Raw genomic sequence first — 20,827 nt, forward strand, 5'->3', positions numbered from 1 at the left:
TTACTGTAGCTGATAAAAACGTGAATCTACTTTTGGTGCAAGCGTATCTACTTTGGTAAAATAATCTATCATGGCATTGCGTATCTTATATTCGGTTTCGGTGATGGATACATATTCTTTAAAAAAATTCATGTTATCCCCACCTGTGACCAGGTAATTGGAGGTTGCCACAAAATAAGTTTGTTCCTTATTCAAAGGTTTTCCATTGATGGAAAACGTATGTACGCTATAGTCTTTGTTAAGTACCAACTGCATACCAGCAATTGGATGTGCCCTCTTTGCCTTGCTTAAATAATCTATCATTTTAAGTAGCGAACTGCCTTTTAATTCTACTACGACTACCGTATTCTCAAAAGGCATGACCTCATAGGCCGTTCTGGCCGTTACATTTCCTTTAGATATTGTAGCGCGTATACCGCCATGGTTTAATAGGACAACATCTATATTATTTCCTGTACGTTGTTTAAATATGGGTTGAGATTGTTGCAATACGATATCTGCCATGAGGTTGCCGGCCGTAGTATTATATTGACCATCGGTTTTGCTAATGGTAAAAGGGGCATAGGCAAGAGGGTTAGTTAATATTTCCTCAATTCTATCGTGATAGGGTGTTATAAATTCCTGTATGGAATCAATGGTCGTAGAATTGCTGTCTATGGTAATTCTGTTTCCTTCTATAGAGGAAATAGTTGGTATCCCTTCCTTACATGATAAGAAAAGACTAATTGTTATAAATATAACAAAGTGTTTTATTTTTAAATAATCAAAGTGTTTTAACTTCGCCATAGAGTTGCAGGGATATTATTTACATTTGTGTAAATGTAAAAATACATGTTTTTAAAAGTTATTAAGGACAAGTTCAAACAGAAATCTGGTCGAAAATTATTGAAACAATTATCGGTCAATCCTGTAGCAGTAACGCGTGAGAAAAAGGGAATACGTTCTTTAGGTTGTATTGTGGATTTGGATAGGTTTGAAAAATCTGAAGTGTTTTTTCAGTTTCAGGAAGAGTTTTCATTACGTCCAAATGCAGTTAAAATAATAGGATACAAGCGGTTATATGATAAAAATTCACCCTATGCCACACCTGTATTTTCTGATAAGGATTTAGGTTGGAACGGTGAAATTGAGAATAGTTATGCCCATGAGTTTTTGGGAAGGGAATATGATCTTTTGGTCAATTATTATGATGAAGATAGTCTTTTGTTAAACTTGATGACGGTAAAAACAAAAGCACGGTTAAAAGTAGGGTTTAAAGAAGTGGACCCATTGTACAATGATTTAATTTTTGATACGCCATTAAAGGATTTTCAGGTATTTAAAAAGGAACTGAAAAAATATTTAGGCATTTTTAAGGAGATTTAGTTATGAAAGAATTACAAGGAGCAGGTGTTGCATTGATTACGCCTTTTAAAGAAGATGGTACAGTAGACGTAGTTGCTCTTAAACAAGTAGTAGCCTATAATATTGAACGTCATATAGATTATTTGGTAGTATTGGGTACTACAGCAGAATCGGTAACATTGACAAAAGCAGAAAAGCAACTGGTCATGAATACGGTAGAGGAGGCCAATGCCGGTAGACTTCCATTAGTGCTAGGTGTTGGTGGTAATAACACTATGGGCCTTGTAGAGGAATTAAAAACCCTTGATCTAACGGGGTATACCGCCATATTATCAGTGTCCCCTTATTATAACAGGCCAACCCAGGAAGGTATTTACCAACATTTCAAGGCCATATCCAATGCATCTCCATTACCAATTATACTTTACAATGTACCAGGTAGGACGGGAAGTAATATGTTGCCCGATACAGTGGTAAGATTGGCAAAGAATTTTGACAATATCGTTGCCGTCAAAGAAGCCTGTGGCAATATGATACAGATACAGGAATTAATAGCTAAGCGACCAAAGGGTTTCTTAGTACTTTCTGGCGATGATATCACCGCGTTACCCACCATAGTAGCAGGTGGTGAAGGGGTTATTTCCGTAATAGGGCAGGGACTTCCGCTAGAATTTTCATCAATGGTCCATGAAGCCATGAACGGACATGTGGAGGAGGCCTACGTACTTCATTATAAAATGCAGGAAGGCATGCAACTTATTTTTGAAGAAGGAAACCCGGCGGGTGTTAAGGTAATGATAGAATACTTAGGTCTTGCCAAACCATACGTACGCTTACCATTGATTCGTGCAACAGATGCATTGAAACATCGTATAGTTTCCTTTATGGAATCTATAGTGCGCATACCTGCATAATTTTCGTTAAATCTTCCATAAAAGGGACTTTTCTGCTATGGAAAGCATGTATTTTTATTGGTTTAAAATGTTTTTTAAATCCATTGATAATCACTAATTTTGCAAAATGTTTTTTAATATGAGGAGATTATTCCCAATTCTGTTGATTACCATTGCTTTACAATCGTGCAACGAGTACCAAAAAGTGCTTAAGAACGATGATGTAAAAGCAAAGTATGATATGGCAGAAAAATTTTATGCGGAGGGCGACTTTAAAAGAGCCAATAGACTGTATGAACAAATAGCACCAAAGTATGTTGGTAAGCCACAAGGTGAACGTGTTATGTTCTTTTTGTCCAATAGCTACTTTGAGCGTGGTGATTACAATATGGCGGGCTATCAATTTGAGCGTTTTGTAAAATCTTATCCAAAGAGTGATAAGGTTGTTGAAGCATCTTTTTTGGGGGCCAAAAGTTTTTACGAACTTTCTCCAGAATATTCTTTAGATCAATCTGATACTGATAAGGCCCTATTGAAACTTCAAAATTTTATCAATACCTACCCTGATTCTGAATTTTTTGCTGAAGCCAACAATATGGCCAAGGAATTAACTGTAAAAAAGGAGCGTAAATCATTTGAAATTGTCAAGCAGTACAACAAATTGGGAGAATTTAATCTTGATATGTTGAAATCTGCGGTGACCGCAAGCGATAACTTCGTTTCTGATAATCCTGGATCCGTTTACAGGGAAGATGCCATGTTCATTAAAATGGATGCTCTTACCCATATGGCCATGAACAGTTTTGAAAGTTTAAAAGAAGAGCGTTTAAATGAGGCCAAGGCCGCATATTTGGCACTAAAAAAGAAGTATCCGGAGTCTAAATACGACAAAAAAGCGACCAATCTTTTAGAAAAAATTGATAAGGAATTACAACGTTTTCAAGATCAAGGCGTTGAATCAAAGTAAATAATTTAATTATGAATATGAACGATTTAAAAAACTCTAAAGCTGCTGTTTCTACTGTTACCATTAACCGTAATGAGTTTGACAAGCCTACCGAGAATATTTATGAAGCTATTTCAATTACTGCAAAGCGTGCTGTTCAGATAAATTCTGAGATTAAAAAAGAGCTTTTGGAGAAATTGGAAGAATTTGCTACATATAGTGATAGCCTAGAAGAGGTTTTTGAAAATAAGGAGCAAATTGAAGTTTCCAAGTTCTATGAAAAATTACCAAAACCTCACGCAATGGCGGTAGAGGAGTGGTTAATGGATAAAATTTATCACAGGAATACAGAAAAAGACGCCTAAGAATATGTTGCACGGCAAAAACATCCTTTTAGGCATAACCGGAGGGATTGCTGCTTATAAGACTACTTTCTTAGTTCGTTTATTTATAAAAGCTGGCGCTAACGTTAAGGTTATCCTTACCGATAGTGCCAGCTCTTTTGTTTCGCCACTTACTTTGGCTACTTTATCCAAGAATGCGGTCATATCGGATTTTGTGAAATCTGAGGAACATAGTGTGGAGTGGAACAATCATGTAGAACTTGGGCTATGGGCCGATCTAATGGTCATAGCTCCTGCGACTGCAAATACGATGTCCAAAATGGCCTCAGGTGCTTGTGATAACATATTGTTGGCCACATACCTTTCTGCCAAATGTCCTGTATATGTAGCTCCGGCTATGGATTTGGATATGTACAAGCATCCCAGTACCAAAAACTCCCTGAGTATTCTGAAATCTTTTGGTAATTACATTATCCCTGCTGCCAGTGGTGAACTTGCCAGTGGTCTACATGGGGAAGGTAGAATGGCGGAACCCGAAGAAATCATCAAATTCATTAAAGCGCAATTGAACAAAGGATTGCCGCTTTCAGGTAAAAAGGTCCTCATAACCGCTGGTCCTACGTATGAAGCTATAGACCCTGTACGTTTTATAGGAAACCATTCTACAGGGCTCATGGGGTTCGAGCTGGCTAAAACTGCGGCCAATTTAGGTGCTCAGGTATATTTGGTGACCGGGCCTACGAGGCATAGTGTTGCCCATGATAATATTGAAGTAGTTCCGGTTGTTTCTGCAGACGAAATGTACAGGCATGCACATGCATATTTTAAAAATGCCGATATTGTTATTTGTGCTGCAGCCGTAGCGGATTACAAGCCTAAAACCGTAGCGGAACAAAAAATTAAAAAATCCGATGCCAGTTTCACCTTGGAATTGGTTAAGAATGTAGATATTCTAATGTCTCTCGGAGAACAAAAAAAGGAACAATTCCTTGTAGGTTTTGCTTTGGAAACCCAAAACGAAGTTGCTAATGCCTTGGGAAAATTGCAGCGTAAGAATTTGGATGCCATCGTGTTAAATTCGCTACAGGACAAGGGGGCCGGCTTTGGTGGTACAACCAATAAAATTTCATTTATAGATACCAATTCAACGATAACTGCGTTTGAACTAAAGACCAAGGCAGAAGTTGCGGTCGATATTTTTAATGAAATTATCAAGAGACGATATGCGTAGATTTATTTTTTTTGTGATTTGCTGTTTTATAGTGTTTGGGGTAAGTGGGCAAGAATTAAACTGCACCGTTACTGTAAACTCCGATCAGTTGTCACAAGGAGATCTACAAGTGTTCAAAACCTTAGAGCGTTCGTTGAATGATTTTATCAATAAGTCTAAATGGACGAATAGGGTTTTTAAGGAAAATGAACGGATCAACGCACAAATGTTCATTACCATAACGGAATATGAATCAAATAGATTTAAAGGTAATATTCAGATACAATCTTCAAGACCGGTTTATAATACCTCTTATTCTTCGCCTATTTTTAATTATAAGGACAATCAATTCAATTTTCAGTATATCGAGTTTCAGCCATTGATCTTTAACGATAACCAATTTGAGTCCAACTTGGTAAGTGTACTGGCGTATTATGCATATATTATCATAGGGCTCGATGCGGATACGTTCTCGTTGGAAGGTGGAACGGAATATTATAGAAAAGCCCAGAATATCGTAACAATGGCTCAAGGTAGTAATTCTGCCGGTTGGAGCCAATCTGCGGACTCTAACCGTAGTAGGTTTGAACTGGTTGACAATCTACTGTCCAATACCTATAGGGAGTACCGTATTGCTATGTACAATTATCATAGAAAAGGCTTGGATATCATGCCAGACAATAATAGCACGGGCAAGCAGGTGATAGCGGGTACTATGAATTTGTTTCAAACCATGATCAATAGAAGGCCAAATGCATTTTTGATATCAACGTTCTTTGATGCCAAATCAGAGGAAATATTGAATATTTTTTCGGATGGTCCAAAAGTAGATATCGTTAAACTGAAGGAAACACTGAACAAAATTGCTCCATTATACGCATCTACTTGGAACGATATTAAATATTGAACCTTTTTTCAAAACGGAATATAGATTACCTTTGTAGTTCTAAAATTCCGAAACGTGCTTTCAACCCTTTCCATTACAAATTATGCATTGATCGATAGCTTAGAGGTGAGCTTCGATAAAGGTTTTACCGTAATTACGGGAGAAACAGGTGCGGGTAAATCCATTCTTTTAGGAGGTCTATCCTTGGTTCTAGGTAAAAGGGCGGACTTATCTTCCCTACGTTTAAAAGATCAAAAATGTATAATTGAAGGTGTATTTAAAATAGATACCTATGGACTTCAATCTTTTTTTGAGGAAAATGATTTGGATTATGATGTGCATACTGTAATCCGTAGGGAGATTTTGCCTAGTGGGAAGTCAAGGGCTTTTATTAACGATACGCCGGTTACGTTAGATGTGTTGTCGCGTTTGGGAGAAAATCTTATAGATATCCATTCCCAGCATCAGACCATGCAGCTTACGGAAAATGAATTTCAGTTAAAACTGGTTGATGCCTTGGCCAATAACCAACAGCGTCTTGCTGCCTATGTTAAGTCTTTAAAGGCATATCGCAAGGCACAGGGAGAACTGGATCGGATGATGGAGGTGCAACTTACCGCCAACAAGGAACAGGACTATAATGCATTTTTATTGTCCGAGCTGGAAAAGGCACCATTAAAAGTTGGGGTAGTAGAAACCTTGGAAGAGGAATATGAGCAGTTGAACAATGTAGAATTGATCATGGAACATTTATCCAAAGGGGATCAGTTGTTCAATGATGAGCAAATTGGGGTATTGTCTTTGGTTACCGAAATGCGGCAGTCACTTTCTAAATTGGTGGATTTTGGAGCAAATTACAAAGAGCTTTATCAGCGTGTACAATCGGTTTTAATAGAATTGGATGATATCAATTCGGAATTACAACATATACAAGAGGGTGTAGAGCCTAATCCCGAAGCACTGGAACAAGTAAGTTCAAAGTTGCAATTGCTTTATAACCTGCTAAAGAAGCATAATGTAAACGATGTTTCCGAGCTTATAGAAATTAAGAACGAATTGGCCGACAAGGTTTTTGAAACGGCACATTTAGATGAGAAAATTGCGCTAAAGACCAGGGAGCTACAGGATATGCAATCCGTATTGGAGGAGCAAGCGGTAGTATTACGGGAAAAAAGAAAAGAAGTAATACCAGATTTAAAATCAAAATTAGAGGCAGACCTTGCCCAACTAGGAATGCCCAGTGCCTCTTTTCAAATTAATCTCAATGCCGTAGATTCTTTTACGGCAACAGGTATGGATGAGCTACATTTTCTTTTTACAGCAAACAGGGGAGGAAATTATGGCGAATTGAAAAAAGTGGCATCAGGAGGTGAGCTCTCTAGGATTATGTTGGTCATTAAGGCCATTTTAGCCAAATATGAAAAATTACCTACCATTATGTTCGATGAAATCGATACAGGGGTCTCAGGTGAAATTTCCAATAGAATGGCGGACATCATGAAGGAAATGAGCGGAGACCTTCAGGTTTTTTCCATTACACATTTACCACAAGTGGCCTCTAAAGGAAACCATCATTTTAAAGTGTTCAAAACTGAAGGAGAGGAGCGTACCATGACCAATATGAAAAAATTGGTCGAAGAAGAGCGAATCGTAGAGCTGGCACAAATGTTAAGTGGTAATGATCTTTCAGCTTCGGCATTGGCACATGCTAAACAATTATTGGGTAGCTCTATTTAATTTTATAGTACGTTCAAACTACATCTCTTTAATTTTGATCAACTATTAGGGAAGTTAATTTATAGGTCAATTTTGGAGTTTTTAAAGAAACCTGCAATTAGGTTTTAACATATTTTGGATATCTTTGGTCTTTAACTAAACAATACAATCAACGAACATGGGATATAATTTATTAAAAGGAAAAAGGGGAATTATTTTTGGTGCATTGGACGAAAATTCCATTGCTTGGAAAACGGCACAGACCGTACATGATGAAGGCGGTACTTTTGTATTGACAAATGCCCCAATAGCAATGAGAATGGGTCAAATAGACGAATTGGCAAAAAAGACCGGCTCTCAAATAATTCCTGCAGATGCAACCAGTGTAGAGGATTTGGATAATTTAGTTGAAAAAGCAGTTGAAATTTTAGGAGGCAAGATAGATTTCGTGCTTCATTCCATTGGAATGTCCGTAAACGTGCGTAAGGGCCGCGCCTATACCGATGAAAAATATGATTTTACGGCCAAAGGTTGGGATGTTTCCGCTTTATCGTTCCATAAGGTTATGCAATCGTTATATAAGGCAGATGCCATGAATGAGTGGGGTAGTATTGTTGCATTGACCTATATGGCGGCACAACGTACTTTTCCAGATTATAACGACATGGCGGACAATAAGGCCTATTTAGAATCAGTAGCCCGTAGTTTTGGTTATTTCTTTGGTAAGGAAAAAAAGGTTAGGGTCAATACTATATCACAATCACCAACCGCCACCACTGCTGGACAAGGTGTTAAAGGTTTTGATGGTTTCATAAGTTACGCTGAAAAAATGTCGCCACTTGGTAATGCTACTGCTCAGGACTGTGCGGATTACACCGTTACATTGTTTTCTGACTTGACCAGAAAAGTGACCATGCAAAATTTATTCCATGACGGAGGCTTCTCCAACACCGGGGTAAGTCAAGAAGTAATAGAGAAATTTTAATCAGGTTTTTAATATTCCAATTTTTTTGGAGCCTATTCATTAGAGGAAAGTAATAATGGAATTATCGTTTTCTTTTATCGTTCCCGTGTACAATAGACCCAATGAAATTAGGGAGTTATTGGATAGCTTGTCCTTACAGACCTATCAAAAGGGTTTTGAGGTGGTTATTGTTGAGGATGGCTCTACCATTTCATCAGAACAAGAAGTAAGGGCATTTGTAAATGCCCTTGCTATTTCATATTATAAAAAGGACAATTCAGGCCCAGGGGATTCTAGAAATTATGGTATGCAGAGGGCCAAGGGTAATTACTTTATTGTTCTTGATTCGGATTGTATTCTTCCATCTAATTACCTAACGGAGGTAGAGCAAAGTTTGCAAAAGGATTTTGTGCATTGCTACGGAGGTCCAGATGCCGCGCATGAATCTTTTACGATCGTTCAAAAAGCAATAAATTATGCTATGACATCCTTTTTGACCACTGGTGGTATACGCGGTGGTAAAAGGGCGGTTGATAAATTTCAACCTAGAAGTTTTAATATGGGACTTTCCAAAGAGGTGTTTGATAAAGTTGGGGGGTACGGTAAAATACATCCTGGCGAAGATCCAGATTTAACCATACGTATCTGGAACAAAGGGTATAGGACAAAATTAATTTCTGAAGCCTTTGTATATCACAAAAGACGTATAGATTGGAAAAAGTTTTATACACAGGTCAATAAATTTGGAATGGTACGTCCAATTTTGAACAAATGGCACCCAGCTACTAGAAAGTTTACCTATTGGTTTCCAACGTTATTCTCATTGGGCCTTATTTTCGCAGTAATTTTGGTAGGATTAGGAGTTTATCTACCATTGTTTTGCTATGTTCTATATTTTAGTATTTTATGGTTGGATGCATTATTGAAAACCAAAAACATTTTAGTTTCTATTTTAGCCATTTTTGCAACAGGAGTGCAGTTCATAGGATATGGTTATGGATTTCTAAAATCAACAATTTGTTTGGCGGTCAGCAGTAAAAAAGCCAATGAGATATTTCCAAAACTGTTCTTTAAATAAACGCAATGAAACCGCTATTAGAATGGATACGTACGGGATTAAAAAAAAGAAAAGTAAAGGTTTTTCTTTTGTTTTTGATTTGTGCCTCATTAGCATGGTTTATTAATAAATTGTCCCAAACATACACTAGTAATACAACTTTTTATGTCAATTATATAAATGTACCTTCTAAGTATTTGTTGGCCAATTCGCCTAAAGAGGAAATTCAAGTAAGGCTAACGGCGGCGGGATTTCAATTTCTGGGTTATCATCTAAAACCAAAGCATATTACGTTGGATGTCAGTAAAATGGTAGAGAAGGATTCCTTGTATTATTTAACCTCCGATCAAATACGAATACAACTAGAGGACCAACTGAATAATTACAGCACATTAACCGATTTTGATAGTGATATCATTTATTTTGATTTTACTTCTTTGGAAACAAAGAAAGTTCCCGTTATCGCCACATTGGATATAACGTATGCTACCAACCATATTTTAGAGGGTAAAATTGGTATTCTTCCGGATTCTATTGAATTAACAGGACCAAAAAGTAAGATAGATACCATTAATACCTTAAAAACGGAACTTTTACAATTAAATAATATCACTAGCTCATTTTCGGAACAAGTGGCCCTTAAGCTACCTCAAGATTTGGACGGAATAAATTTTTCAGCTACCAATGTGCAGATAAAGGGTAAGGTCGTAAAATTTTCTGAACAGGTAATGGAAATACCGGTTACGGTAATCAATGTACCGGAAGGAGTTAAGGTGCGTACATTTCCCGAAATTGTCCAAGTGCGTTGCCAAGGTACCATCCAAGATCTAAAAGAACTTGAGACCAATGATTTTATGGTAGTGGCAGATTATTTAAAGGTTGCTGATGAAACGGAAAATAGGCTTTCCATTACACTGGAGCGTTATCCAAAAACCTTACATAACGCCCAGATGAATGCTAATGAAGTGGAATTTATATTAAGGCGGGAATGATTGTAATAGGACTTACCGGTGGAATTGGTAGTGGCAAGACTACTGTGGGAAGAATGTTCCAGGATTTAGGTGTGCCCGTTTACAATTCAGATGTACGGGCCAAGGAGTTAATGAATTCCTCAAAGAAAATACAAAAAGAGTTAATAGCACTTTTTGGCGAAAAGGCTTTTAAAGACAAGAAATTAAATAGAGCTTTTATTGCGGAGAAAGTATTTAAGGATAAAAACTTGCTAGAACAGTTAAACGCTATTGTACACCCAAAAGTAAGAAAGGATTTTTTGAAATGGTCCAAGGAACAGACATTTGCTTATGTTATACAGGAGACCGCACTTTTATTTGAGAACAATGCCCAAAAGTTATATGACGAGGTAATTTTGGTTACCGCTCCAAAAGAACTAAGAATAGAGCGGGTTTTACAAAGAGATCAAAATACTAGGAAAGAGATTCTTTCTAGAATGGACAATCAGCTAGAAGATAAGGTGAAGGTTAAATTGGCAGATTATATAATTGAAAACATTGACCTTGACCAAACCCGTCAAAATGTTTTGGACCTACATAAGCGTATCCTTGCTAAATACTACTAGTCCCCCAATTTTAACATTTTTGTTAAGGTTAGGTTAAACGTACAATCCTCTATCTGTTAAATCTTTAATTTTATGCTCCAATGAACAAAAAGTTATTTGTGCTCTTAATAGTTTTAATGAGCCTTTCGCTTATTGGTCTGATTTTCGTTCAAAGTTTCTGGATCAAAAAATCCATTGATAACAGTGAAGAGCAATTTTCAAGTAGTGTTTCAGAAGCATTGAACAGCATCACCAATAAAATATCGGAAAGAGAGACTAAAGACTATTTTGATAGATATTTGAATGCTAAGGATAGTATCGGTGAACTTAAGGGTACGCAGCTGTTTAATTTTTTCTTTATTGATAGAGATGTCAACTCCAATGAAATAATGCTGTATGAACACGGTATTTTGGAAGAGGACTATGGCATTTCATCTACGTTCTTTGATAACGGTGATGGTGTTGACACCACCAATATAAAAAATTTGACCAGTAGGCGAAAAACTACGATTTGGAAAGAGGATTTTGACCTGGAAGGCAATCGTTTTCGTTTAAACCCCATTCAACGTATAGAGAAGATTGATGGCCTTAATAAGATGGAAAAGGCCGCTATGGAGGAGATGTTCATGGTACATGCAAAACGGGTTCCTATTCATAAAAGAGTTTCCAAACAGGAAATTGAACTTTTATTACAGCGAGAACTTGAGAATAGGGGAATAGATATTGCGTTTGAGTACGGCGTATATAGCAATGGTTTGCCCACCAAGGTAAAATCTTCCAAATTTAAATATGCGGAGACCAATGTTTATAAAGCGCCAATGTTTGTTGATTTTGAGGGAATTTCCAATTTTGACCTGTTAATTTCCTTTCCTAAAAAGAAACGATTTTTAGTACAGTCTATTTTGGGACTTGCGCTATTGTCATTATTGTTCACGATAATAATTGTAGTGGCCTATGCAGGCGCAATTTATCAGTTGATAAGACAGAAACAGATTTCCGAGATAAAAACGGATTTCATCAATAACATGACGCATGAGTTCAAAACACCAATTGCAACCATTAACCTAGCCGTAGAGGCAATTCGAAATCCAAAAATTATTGCGGATCAAGAAAAGGTATTACGTTATCTGCAAATGATTCGTGATGAGAACAAGCGTATGCATGCACAAGTTGAGAACGTTTTAAGAATATCCAAATTGGAGAAAAATCAATTGGATATCAGTAAGGATAGGGTAGACGTGCATGAAATCATAGAGGATGCAATAACCCATGTAGATTTGATCGTTGCGGACAGGGGAGGTTATATACACACCCATTTAGATGCAGAACGCTCAGAGGTTTTGGCAAACGAGATGCACTTTACCAATGTAATCGTTAACATGCTGGACAATGCCATTAAATATTCCAATGAGGCACCTAAAATAGATGTCTTTACGGAACGGGCTAAAAATTATATAATCATTAAGGTACAGGATCAAGGTGCCGGTATGAGCAAAGCCGTTGTTAAAAAAGTTTTTGAAAAATTTTACAGGGAGCACACAGGTGATATCCATAACGTAAAAGGACACGGGCTGGGGCTTGCGTACGTTAAAAAAATTGTTGAAGATCATCAAGGCGAAGTTTATGCCGAGAGCGAAAAAGGAAAAGGAAGTACATTTTACATCAAACTGCCGTTAATATAAATATTATGGAAACAATAAATAAGAAAATACTTTTAGTTGAGGACGATCCAAATTTTGGAATTGTATTGAAAGATTATTTGTCAATGAACGACTTTGATGTTACGTTGGCTAAAAATGGAATGGAGGGATTTGAAAAGTTCAAGAAGGATAATTTTGATATCTGCATTTTGGATGTAATGATGCCCTATAAGGATGGATTTACATTGGCGAAGGAAATTAGGGAGAAGAATGAGAACGTTCCAATAGTATTTCTTACGGCGAAAACAATGAAGGAAGATGTTTTGAAGGGATATAAGGCAGGGGCGGATGATTACCTGAACAAACCTTTTGATTCTGAAGTATTGTTGATGAAGCTAAAGGCCATTTTACAACGTAAAGCTTCCAATGGTTTGGCGGATAGTAAAAAGTTTGAATTTACAATTGGTGGTTTTCATCTAAATTCTAAACTAAGATTCTTGAAATATAAGGATAATGAAGCTATCAAATTATCTCCTAAAGAAAATGAGCTTTTACGTTTGTTGGCCTTACATGAAAATGATTTAATGCCAAGGGAATTGGCATTGACCAAAATTTGGAGGGACGATAATTACTTTACTTCACGTAGTATGGATGTATACATTGCAAAATTACGTAAGTACCTAAAAGTGGATGATACCGTAGAAATTTTAAATATTCACGGTGAAGGTTTCCGTTTAGTTGTTAAGAACGAGGGTGAATAATTTACCTATAATCCTATGAAAATTTAAAAGCATCCGGTTTAGGATGCTTTTTTAGTTACAACATTTTTATAATATCCGCTACTATGGCTTCAGGAGATTGGTCAATGGATACGGTTATGGCATCATGGGGGATTTCCAAAGTATCAAACTGTGACCTTAATAATCCTTTGGGCATAAAATGATTTTTGCGCTGAATCAACCGATCATTGATAAGTTCATAACTTCCTTCCAGGTAAACTATTTTGTGTGAACCTTCTAATTGATTTCCTAAAATAACCCTGTATTTTTCCTTTAAAGCGGAGCAAACAATTACAGCGCCCGTTGTTGTATGTTCTAGGGCAAGTTTATTTAATCGTTCCAACCAACCTTGGCGGTCGTCATCGTTTAATGGAATACCAACGCTCATTTTTTTAATGTTCGAAGCTGGATGAAAATCGTCTCCGTCAAAAAATGGAATGTTTAATTTTTGTGCCAATAGTGTGCCTATGGTAGTTTTTCCACTGCCCGAAACACCCATTACAAATAAAATTTGTGGATTATTCATGAATTAGGTTTACTAGTTCTTCATCAATTTTAAGAATTATTGTGCTAAGATCATCATCATAGTTGAACCAAAGTGTGTCTATATTTTTTAAGAACCAAGTAAGTTGGCGTTTTGCAAACCTCCTAGTATTCTTTTTGATTTCGGCAATGGCTAAATCCAAAGTCCATTCACCTTCAAAATATCTGAACAATTCTTTATATCCTACAGTTTGTAATGCGTTATACGATTTATAGAAATGTAGGCTTTTGGCCTCTGCTAACAAACCTTCTTCCATCATAAGGTCAACTCTTTTGTTTATTCGGTCATATATTACAGGCCTATCGGCTTTAAGACCTACGGTAATTACGCTGAAGTCTCTTTTTTCTTTAGGTTTATTGATAAAAGTTGAATAGGGTCGGCCACTTCCAATACATACCTCTAAGGCCCTTATTACGCGTTGTGGATTATGTGTATCAACCTTTCCGAAATATTCCGGGTCCAATTCCCTTAAGGTTTCCTGCAAATAGGGTAATCCTTTATTTTCCAAGGTTTGATTAAGATTTGACCGTATTTCTGGAGAGACGGATGGAAAGTTATTTAAACCCTCTGTAACTGCATTTACATATAGTCCGCTGCCTCCTACCATAACCACTACCTCATGCTTTTTGAAAAGAGCGGCAATTTTTTTGAGCGCCTCTCTTTCGAAATCACCAACAGAATAAGGTTCCACAATGCTTTTATGTTGAATGAAATGGTGTTTGGCCTGTGCAAGTTCACTTGTTGTGGGCACCGCGGTACCAATACTCATTTCTTTAAAAAACTGTCTAGAATCAGCTGAAACGATCTCTGTATTGAAATGATTTGCCAATGCTATGGCAAGTTTGGTCTTACCTATGGCAGTAGGGCCGGTTACTGAAATCAGTGCTTTTTTATTCATTTAATACCGATCCACAATTATAGCAATGCGTAGCATCATCACGATGACCTTCTTTGGTACATGACGGACAGGCCTGGGTGTTTACATGAATATACTTACCGGCACTTAAATTTCCTGTCTTGTCCCTGGTCTGTCTACCAAATTCTGCTGTAACGATACCCGTAGGTACGGCTATGATTCCATAACCTAATAGCATGATTATGGTAGCAATAAATTGACCAGATGGGGTAATAGGTGCAATATCTCCATATCCAACAGTGGTAAGGGTAACAATGGTCCAATAGATGCTGGTAGGTATGCTAGTAAATCCTGCTTCATCTCCTTCTACAATATACATTAGGGTACCCATCATTACTGATACAATAAGTACGGCAAAAAGAAATACTGTAATCTTGGCCCTACTGGCTTTTAATGCACTCTTAAGTTGTGACGCCTCTCCTAAAAATTGAACCAATTTTAAAATCCGGAATACCCTTAAAAGTCTAAAGGCTCTAACGGCCAATAGGACTTGAGATCCTGCAAAAATATAGGAGATATATAATGGTATGGTAGATAGAAAATCAATGATACCATAAAAGCTGAATATATATTTAGACGGCTTTTTAATGCAAATGATACGGACAATATATTCTATTGTAAAAAATATGGTGATAACCCATTCCAAAACAAGTAGTACCCTATGGTACTTAATATCAATACTTTTTACACTTTCCAGCATAATAAGTATAATGCTGAAAATTATGAGTATAAAAAGAATTATATCGAACAATTTACCCATAGGGGTATCCGCTTCGTAAATAATTTCATGAAGCTTGTTCTGCCAAGGCGATAATTTTTCTTCCTCTTTCAATTTATGAATATATCTCTACTGTTTTAAGTACTTTCTTTTTTCTTAAGTATGATTCAATAAGAAAATTGGCATCCCTGGTTCCGTTCATTGGTGTAATAAGGTTTTCCAAGATATGAATATTATTTATTTGATGGTTAAGGTCATAAAATCCTAAACCAACCAGTGAGCCATTTTTTATTAAGATAGCACTTTGTTCGCCAATTTCCCTTCCTTTGTCCAATAATACCACGTTTTTCTGGGCCAAATTATACTTCTCTATAGAAGCAGTAACCCTTTTGTTATAAGTTTCTTCAGGTTCTTTGCCTATACATGCTCCTAGGCATAATCCATCGTCATAATTGGAACAATTTGAACGTGCTTCACTTATGCCGTTAAGTTTTTCGCATAGTTGAAACTCTTTGGTTATTTTAAACAAATGATTTTTTCCGCTAAAAATGCCATTGAACAATCCTAGAGGTTCCTTGCACTCCTTGTATGGTTTTATGCGTAATGTTATATACCCATTTTCGTTCTTCTCTTTACATAAGGCATGGGAGTACATTCTTTTTCTTGGTATGGCATTGTACTTAGGTCTAAGTTTCAAAAGTTCTTCGTATTCCTTCAGTATGGCCACCAATTCATTTCCTGTTTCCTCATAAGTGACTTTTTTGGTGTCTTTGGCCAATTTTCGTGATTTGTCCCCATTTTTGGTAAAGAGTTGGTTTACCTTCTTTTTAATATCGGTAGTCTTATTCAGATATATGATGTCCCCATCTTTATTATGCATGTAGAATACTCCTGTTTTATTGGGCAGATCTCTAACGATATCTAATTGTTTTTCAGAAAGCTCACCTTGGCTTTCTTTGCGTATGGTTTCTTTGATAATTACTTTTTCGGAATCTTTGGCAAGCAATAATTTAAATAGTTTTATGGTGGCCAGGGCATCACCATTAGCCCTATGGCGATCACTTACCGGAATACCCAAAGATCTTACCAATTTTCCCAAGCTATATGATTCTGCTTCTGGTAATAATAATTTTGAGAGGTCTACGGTACATAAGGTTTTGCGCTCAAAGTTGTAACCCAACCTTCTAAATTCCGTCCGTAGGATTCTGTAATCAAATTGAGCATTATGCGCTACTAAAACGGTATCCTCTGTAATTTCAATAATTCTTTTGGCTACTTCATAAAATTTGGGGGCAGTCCTTAACATTTTATTATTGATTCCTGTTAATTTGACTACGAAAGGCTGTATTTCCTTTTCAGGATTTATAAGACTTATAAATTTATCCACCACTTGTTGACCGTCAAATTTATGGATAGCAATTTCCGTAATGCCTTCTTCATTAAATTTACCACCAGTGGTTTCAATATCTAAAATTGCGTACATTCAGTAAAAATGGTTTTTTAAGTGAGGTTGGTTTACAATTAATTTCGTGACCCAAAGATACTACTTCCTATACGTACCATATTGCTGCCTTCTTCTATGGCAACTTTATAATCACCGCTCATGCCCATAGAAAGAATATTAAAATCTGCATATTTAGATTGTAGTTGTTTATATAATGTAAAAAGATTTTTGAACTCACGACGTACTTGCTCCTCATCATCAGTAAAAGTGGCCATCCCCATTAATCCTTCGATTTTAACGTTTTCAAATGATTTAAAATCTTCATTATCAACAAGTTCTAGTAATTCCTTTTCGTCGAATCCAAATTTAGTATCTTCTTCTGCAATATGTACCTGCAATAGACAGGAAATAGTTCTATTGTGCTTTTTTGCCTGTTTATTTATTTCCTTAAGTAATCTTGGGCTATCCACGCCATGAATCAAAGCTACATACTCCGCCAAATATTTGACCTTGTTTCTTTGTAAGTGTCCGATCATATGCCATTCTATATCCTTTGGCATTGCTTGCCACTTTTCGGTCATTTCTTGAACCTTGTTTTCTCCAAAGATACGTTGGCCTTCACCATAAGCTTGGTCTAAATCTGCTATTGGTTTTGTTTTGGACACGGCAACCAATGTAACCGTGTCCGGAAGAGATTGAACAATAGCGGCTAATTTTTCCTTTATGAACATAAGTTTTAAATTATAAATTGGTTTGCGACAATTTCCGCCTTTTTACTTTTGGAATAATCGTAAAAACCTTCTCCGGATTTAATTCCTAGTTTTCCGGCCATGACCATGTTGATCAATAGGGGAGAAGGTGCATATTTTGGATTTTTAAAACCATCGTACATAACATTTAATATGGATAGGCAAACATCTAAACCAATAAAATCCGCTAATTGCAAAGGTCCCATAGGATGTGCCATTCCTAATTTCATAACCGTATCAATTTCTTGAACACCGGCAACACCATGGTGTAAAGTCTCTATGGCTTCATTGATCATTGGCATTAAAATCCTATTGGCTACAAAACCAGGGTAGTCATTTACCTTTGTGGGTGTTTTGCCTAATTTCTTGGAAAGGTCCATAATGAGATCGGTAGTGTCCTTTGATGTGCTATAACCGTTTATGATCTCTACTAGCGACATAATAGGTACCGGATTCATAAAGTGCATGCCAATTACCTTTTTTGGTCTAGTGGTGGCTGCGGCAATTTGGGTTATGGAAATTGAGGAGGTATTGGATGCCAAAATAGTTTCCGGATCGCAAAGGGTATCTATTTTTTTAAATATATCCAATTTTACCTCTACATTTTCAGTTGCGGCCTCTATGACAAGGTCGGTACCAACAACCCCTTCTTCCAAAGTTGTAAAACTTTTGATATTGGAAAGCGTATTTTCCTTGTCGGTCTTACTTATTTTTTCCTTTGCCAGCATACGGTCCAAATTTTTGATTATGGTGGCTATACCATTATCCAAGGCCGTTTGTGATACATCTATTAAATGTACATTATAGTTGCATTGTGCAAAAACATGGGCAATACCATTACCCATGGTACCGGCACCAATTACGGCAATTGTTTTCATATAGATGTAGTATTAAATGATGAAATAATTTGTAAGGCCACTTCCAGGGCCTGTGTACCTTGTCGTAAACTTACTACCGGTGTAGTATCATTGTTTATGGCATCTGCAAAAGATTCCAATTCATCTAGTATGGCATTATTGGTAGCAATAGAGGGGTTTTCAAAGTATATTTGTTTTTTGATGCCCTCCGCATTTTGTAGAATCATATCAAAATCACCAGCTTCCTTGGGAGCGTCCTTCATTTTAACTACCTCAACCTTTTTCTCCAAGAAATCTACCGAGATATATGCATCTTTTTGGAAGAACCTTGATTTTCTCATATTTTTCAGGGATATTCTACTGGCCGTTAAATTGGCTACACAACCATTTTCAAATTCAATGCGCGCATTTGCAATATCTGGGGATTGACTTATCACCGATACACCACTAGCGTTTATCTGTTTAACTTTAGAATTTACCACACTGAGAATGGCATCAATATCATGAATCATTAAATCTAGCACCACGGGTACGTCCGTACCTCTTGGATTAAATTCCGCCAAGCGATGACTCTCAATGAACATAGGTTCTTTGATCGTATCTTTTATAGATGTAAAGGCAGGGTTAAAGCGCTCTACATGTCCTACCTGGCCTTTCACGCCGAATTTCTTTTCCAAATCCAATAAAGATTGTGCCTCTTGTAGGGTATGGGTAATTGGTTTTTCAATAAAAATATGTTTACCCTGTTCTATTGATTTTTTGGCACATTCAAAATGAGAAAGGGTGGGAGTAACAATATCTACTACATCTACTGCAGCAATAAGCTCATTAATGTTATCAAAATAAGTGTAACCAAATTCCGCACTTACTTTATTGCCATTGATTATATCCGCATCATAAAACCCAATTAAATCATATTTTGGAGATTCTTTAAGCAATCTAAGGTGTATCTTTCCAAGATGCCCGGCTCCTAAAACACCAACTTTTAACATTTGTTTCTTTTTTCTCAAAAATACGCATAGTTGTGTAGTTTTATCCCATGAGGAAATTCAATTTTTATGAATTTGAGCTTAAGTTTTGAACAGGGTCTTCGTTGGTTGAAAGAACTTTGCTAACTTTGGTTTCCAAACCAACTACCATTGAGAGATACCTTAAAACACAGGGGAATGCGCAATCATTTGGCGCAACTATTGATTGATAAGGGAATTACGGACAATAAAGTTCTTGACGCCGTAAGGGAAATTCCTAGACATTTATTTATGGATAGCAGTTTTGAAGGGCATGCCTACCAGAACAAAGCTTTTCCTATTGCTGCGAACCAAACTATTTCACATCCTTATACCGTTGCATTTCAAACTGAATTATTGCAATTGGCAGAAGGGCACAAAGTTTTGGAAATAGGTACGGGTAGCGGATATCAAACCGCAATATTATTGAACCTTAAGGTAAAGGTTTATACCATAGAACGTCAATTGGAACTTTTCAAGAAAACCAACTTATTCTTTAAAAAAATGGGATATCGCCCTAAAAAAATCATATTTGGGGATGGATACAAGGGGCTTCCGGAAAATGCACCGTTTGATCGTATAATAGTAACAGCAGGTGCTCCAGAGGTACCAAAGGCTCTGTTGTCTCAGTTAAAGGTGGGGGGTAGATTGGTCATACCAATTGGATTTGAGGAACAAATTATGACCTTGTTCGTAAGAACGACCGAAAAAGAATTTTCCAAAACAGAATATGGTTCTTTTAAGTTTGTGCCCTTACTTGAAAATAAGAACTAATTATTAAAATTCTTTTTTACACGATCAAGGTTACGTTTGTTGTCGCGGTCTTTAAGTACTTCTCTTTTGTCGTATAATTTTTTACCTTTTGCCAATGCTATTTGTAGCTTGGCCAATCCTCTTTCGTTTATGAAAAGGTTTAAGGGAACAATTGTAAGTCCTGATGTTTTTACCTCTTTGCTCAATTTTTTAAGCTCTCTTTTTTGTAAGAGTAATTTACGTTCTGCTTTGGGTTTATGATTAAAATGAGACGCATGGGAATATTCATCTATTTGCATATTAATGACGAATAATTCTCCCTTGTCGTTAAATTCACAGAAACTCTCGGAAATGGAGGCACGACCTTCACGAATAGATTTTATTTCGGTACCGGCCAAAACTATTCCCGTTGTATATTTATCCAGAAGCTCATATTCAAAACGAGCTCTTTTGTTCTTAATGTTGATATTCTTTTGCATTAAAAGCAAAAATAAGCACAATTGTA

At 36.7% G+C, this 20,827-nt stretch carries 23 protein-coding genes; 14 read left to right on the plus strand and 9 right to left on the minus strand.

The annotated features are described in order from the left end of the window. On the minus strand, window positions 1-786 hold the full coding sequence (locus CHB68_RS07310; RefSeq protein WP_089260197.1) for a 5'-nucleotidase C-terminal domain-containing protein: 786 nt from the start codon (window positions 784-786) through the stop codon (window positions 1-3). A gap of 45 nt (window positions 787-831) precedes the next feature. Here CHB68_RS07310 and CHB68_RS07315 point away from each other — a divergent pair, with 45 nt between their 5' ends. From CHB68_RS07315 to CHB68_RS07375, 13 genes are all read left to right on the plus strand, one after another. Beyond that, window positions 832-1,365 carry a DUF6913 domain-containing protein gene (locus CHB68_RS07315; protein WP_089260198.1) on the plus strand — a complete coding sequence of 178 codons (534 nt, stop codon included), beginning with the start codon at window positions 832-834 and terminating at the stop codon, window positions 1,363-1,365. A 2-nt stretch (window positions 1,366-1,367) separates the two neighbouring features. Next, the gene (gene dapA / locus CHB68_RS07320; protein ID WP_089260199.1) at window positions 1,368-2,258 is read left to right on the plus strand and encodes a 4-hydroxy-tetrahydrodipicolinate synthase; all 891 of its coding nucleotides are present in this window, start codon (window positions 1,368-1,370) and stop codon (window positions 2,256-2,258) included. 118 nt (window positions 2,259-2,376) lie between these two features. Continuing rightward, window positions 2,377-3,204: an outer membrane protein assembly factor BamD gene (locus CHB68_RS07325; protein ID WP_245838862.1), complete on the plus strand. Its 828-nt coding sequence runs from the start codon at window positions 2,377-2,379 to the stop codon at window positions 3,202-3,204. An 11-nt stretch (window positions 3,205-3,215) separates the two neighbouring features. Continuing rightward, window positions 3,216-3,548 (plus strand): DNA-directed RNA polymerase subunit omega, encoded by a 333-nt coding sequence (locus CHB68_RS07330; RefSeq protein ID WP_171017225.1) that lies wholly within the window; start codon window positions 3,216-3,218, stop codon window positions 3,546-3,548. A gap of 4 nt (window positions 3,549-3,552) precedes the next feature. Further along, entirely contained in the window at window positions 3,553-4,758 is a 1,206-nt protein-coding gene (gene coaBC / locus CHB68_RS07335) for a bifunctional phosphopantothenoylcysteine decarboxylase/phosphopantothenate--cysteine ligase CoaBC (protein WP_089260201.1), read from the plus strand. Next, window positions 4,751-5,644 carry a type IX secretion system protein PorD gene (porD, locus tag CHB68_RS07340; RefSeq protein WP_089260202.1) on the plus strand — a complete coding sequence of 298 codons (894 nt, stop codon included), beginning with the start codon at window positions 4,751-4,753 and terminating at the stop codon, window positions 5,642-5,644. Before coaBC ends, porD begins: the two co-directional genes overlap by 8 nt. A gap of 54 nt (window positions 5,645-5,698) precedes the next feature. Next, complete coding sequence (gene recN / locus CHB68_RS07345) at window positions 5,699-7,360, plus strand: DNA repair protein RecN (RefSeq protein WP_089260203.1); 1,662 nt, start codon at window positions 5,699-5,701, stop codon at window positions 7,358-7,360. A 157-nt stretch (window positions 7,361-7,517) separates the two neighbouring features. Beyond that, a complete protein-coding gene (locus CHB68_RS07350) occupies window positions 7,518-8,324 on the plus strand; it encodes an enoyl-ACP reductase FabI (RefSeq protein ID WP_089260204.1) in 807 nt (268 codons plus the stop codon). Window positions 8,325-8,379: 55 nt separating this feature from the next. Then, window positions 8,380-9,381 (plus strand): glycosyltransferase, encoded by a 1,002-nt coding sequence (locus CHB68_RS07355; RefSeq protein ID WP_089260205.1) that lies wholly within the window; start codon window positions 8,380-8,382, stop codon window positions 9,379-9,381. 5 nt (window positions 9,382-9,386) lie between these two features. Next, on the plus strand, window positions 9,387-10,352 hold the full coding sequence (locus tag CHB68_RS07360) for a CdaR family protein (protein ID WP_089260206.1): 966 nt from the start codon (window positions 9,387-9,389) through the stop codon (window positions 10,350-10,352). Then, entirely contained in the window at window positions 10,349-10,936 is a 588-nt protein-coding gene (gene coaE, locus CHB68_RS07365; RefSeq protein WP_089260207.1) for a dephospho-CoA kinase, read from the plus strand. The genes CHB68_RS07360 and coaE overlap by 4 nt, the downstream gene beginning before the upstream one ends. Before the next feature lie 80 nt (window positions 10,937-11,016). Continuing rightward, window positions 11,017-12,597, plus strand: a complete 1,581-nt coding sequence (locus CHB68_RS07370; protein WP_089260208.1) for a sensor histidine kinase — start codon at window positions 11,017-11,019, stop codon at window positions 12,595-12,597. A gap of 5 nt (window positions 12,598-12,602) precedes the next feature. Beyond that, window positions 12,603-13,316, plus strand: a complete 714-nt coding sequence (locus tag CHB68_RS07375; protein WP_089260209.1) for a response regulator transcription factor — start codon at window positions 12,603-12,605, stop codon at window positions 13,314-13,316. 55 nt (window positions 13,317-13,371) lie between these two features. Here CHB68_RS07375 and CHB68_RS07380 read toward each other — a convergent pair whose 3' ends face one another. The 7 genes from CHB68_RS07380 to CHB68_RS07410 are packed head-to-tail and all read right to left on the minus strand — an operon-like array spanning window position 13,372 to window position 19,554. Continuing rightward, a complete protein-coding gene (locus tag CHB68_RS07380) occupies window positions 13,372-13,860 on the minus strand; it encodes a gluconokinase (RefSeq protein ID WP_143815179.1) in 489 nt (162 codons plus the stop codon). Further along, entirely contained in the window at window positions 13,853-14,776 is a 924-nt protein-coding gene (gene miaA, locus CHB68_RS07385; RefSeq protein WP_089260210.1) for a tRNA (adenosine(37)-N6)-dimethylallyltransferase MiaA, read from the minus strand. Before miaA ends, CHB68_RS07380 begins: the two co-directional genes overlap by 8 nt. Beyond that, the gene (locus tag CHB68_RS07390; RefSeq protein WP_089260211.1) at window positions 14,769-15,626 is read right to left on the minus strand and encodes an ion transporter; all 858 of its coding nucleotides are present in this window, start codon (window positions 15,624-15,626) and stop codon (window positions 14,769-14,771) included. The genes miaA and CHB68_RS07390 overlap by 8 nt, the downstream gene beginning before the upstream one ends. A 1-nt stretch (window position 15,627) precedes the next feature. Beyond that, the gene (locus CHB68_RS07395; protein WP_089260212.1) at window positions 15,628-16,995 is read right to left on the minus strand and encodes an exonuclease domain-containing protein; all 1,368 of its coding nucleotides are present in this window, start codon (window positions 16,993-16,995) and stop codon (window positions 15,628-15,630) included. 38 nt (window positions 16,996-17,033) lie between these two features. After that, complete coding sequence (locus tag CHB68_RS07400) at window positions 17,034-17,687, minus strand: YggS family pyridoxal phosphate-dependent enzyme (protein ID WP_089260213.1); 654 nt, start codon at window positions 17,685-17,687, stop codon at window positions 17,034-17,036. A 5-nt stretch (window positions 17,688-17,692) separates the two neighbouring features. Beyond that, on the minus strand, window positions 17,693-18,583 hold the full coding sequence (locus CHB68_RS07405) for a 3-hydroxyacyl-CoA dehydrogenase family protein (RefSeq protein WP_089260214.1): 891 nt from the start codon (window positions 18,581-18,583) through the stop codon (window positions 17,693-17,695). Further along, window positions 18,580-19,554, minus strand: coding sequence for a Gfo/Idh/MocA family protein (locus CHB68_RS07410; protein ID WP_089260215.1), 975 nt, complete (start codon window positions 19,552-19,554; stop codon window positions 18,580-18,582). Before CHB68_RS07410 ends, CHB68_RS07405 begins: the two co-directional genes overlap by 4 nt. A gap of 147 nt (window positions 19,555-19,701) precedes the next feature. On the opposite strand from CHB68_RS07410, the gene CHB68_RS07415 reads away from it, so the two are divergent. Beyond that, entirely contained in the window at window positions 19,702-20,343 is a 642-nt protein-coding gene (locus CHB68_RS07415) for a protein-L-isoaspartate(D-aspartate) O-methyltransferase (RefSeq protein ID WP_089260216.1), read from the plus strand. Here CHB68_RS07415 and smpB read toward each other — a convergent pair. After that, window positions 20,340-20,801: an SsrA-binding protein SmpB gene (gene smpB, locus CHB68_RS07420; protein ID WP_089260217.1), complete on the minus strand. Its 462-nt coding sequence runs from the start codon at window positions 20,799-20,801 to the stop codon at window positions 20,340-20,342. The genes CHB68_RS07415 and smpB overlap by 4 nt on opposite strands. Between the last annotated feature and the right edge of the window lie 26 nt (window positions 20,802-20,827).

This window comes from Maribacter sedimenticola, from assembly GCF_900188415.1.
Lineage (GTDB): Bacteria > Bacteroidota > Bacteroidia > Flavobacteriales > Flavobacteriaceae > Maribacter > Maribacter sedimenticola.

Bases quoted from the DNA above. Each gene is read 5' to 3' on its own strand.
- CHB68_RS07380 (WP_143815179.1), bottom strand. From the start codon at position 13,860: ATGAATAATCCACAAATTTTATTTGTAATGGGTGTTTCGGGCAGTGGA.
- miaA (WP_089260210.1), bottom strand. From the start codon at position 14,776: ATGAATAAAAAAGCACTGATTTCAGTAACCGGCCCTACTGCCATAGGT.
- CHB68_RS07350 (WP_089260204.1), top strand. From the start codon at position 7,518: ATGGGATATAATTTATTAAAAGGAAAAAGGGGAATTATTTTTGGTGCA.
- CHB68_RS07315 (WP_089260198.1), top strand. From the start codon at position 832: ATGTTTTTAAAAGTTATTAAGGACAAGTTCAAACAGAAATCTGGTCGA.
- CHB68_RS07355 (WP_089260205.1), top strand. From the start codon at position 8,380: ATGGAATTATCGTTTTCTTTTATCGTTCCCGTGTACAATAGACCCAAT.
- CHB68_RS07310 (WP_089260197.1), bottom strand. From the start codon at position 786: ATGGCGAAGTTAAAACACTTTGATTATTTAAAAATAAAACACTTTGTT.
- smpB (WP_089260217.1), bottom strand. From the start codon at position 20,801: ATGCAAAAGAATATCAACATTAAGAACAAAAGAGCTCGTTTTGAATAT.
- dapA (WP_089260199.1), top strand. From the start codon at position 1,368: ATGAAAGAATTACAAGGAGCAGGTGTTGCATTGATTACGCCTTTTAAA.
- CHB68_RS07400 (WP_089260213.1), bottom strand. From the start codon at position 17,687: ATGTTCATAAAGGAAAAATTAGCCGCTATTGTTCAATCTCTTCCGGAC.
- CHB68_RS07330 (WP_171017225.1), top strand. From the start codon at position 3,216: ATGAATATGAACGATTTAAAAAACTCTAAAGCTGCTGTTTCTACTGTT.
- porD (WP_089260202.1), top strand. From the start codon at position 4,751: ATGCGTAGATTTATTTTTTTTGTGATTTGCTGTTTTATAGTGTTTGGG.
- CHB68_RS07325 (WP_245838862.1), top strand. From the start codon at position 2,377: ATGAGGAGATTATTCCCAATTCTGTTGATTACCATTGCTTTACAATCG.
- CHB68_RS07410 (WP_089260215.1), bottom strand. From the start codon at position 19,554: ATGTTAAAAGTTGGTGTTTTAGGAGCCGGGCATCTTGGAAAGATACAC.
- CHB68_RS07375 (WP_089260209.1), top strand. From the start codon at position 12,603: ATGGAAACAATAAATAAGAAAATACTTTTAGTTGAGGACGATCCAAAT.
- CHB68_RS07405 (WP_089260214.1), bottom strand. From the start codon at position 18,583: ATGAAAACAATTGCCGTAATTGGTGCCGGTACCATGGGTAATGGTATT.
- coaBC (WP_089260201.1), top strand. From the start codon at position 3,553: ATGTTGCACGGCAAAAACATCCTTTTAGGCATAACCGGAGGGATTGCT.
- CHB68_RS07370 (WP_089260208.1), top strand. From the start codon at position 11,017: ATGAACAAAAAGTTATTTGTGCTCTTAATAGTTTTAATGAGCCTTTCG.
- CHB68_RS07360 (WP_089260206.1), top strand. From the start codon at position 9,387: ATGAAACCGCTATTAGAATGGATACGTACGGGATTAAAAAAAAGAAAA.
- coaE (WP_089260207.1), top strand. From the start codon at position 10,349: ATGATTGTAATAGGACTTACCGGTGGAATTGGTAGTGGCAAGACTACT.
- CHB68_RS07395 (WP_089260212.1), bottom strand. From the start codon at position 16,995: ATGTACGCAATTTTAGATATTGAAACCACTGGTGGTAAATTTAATGAA.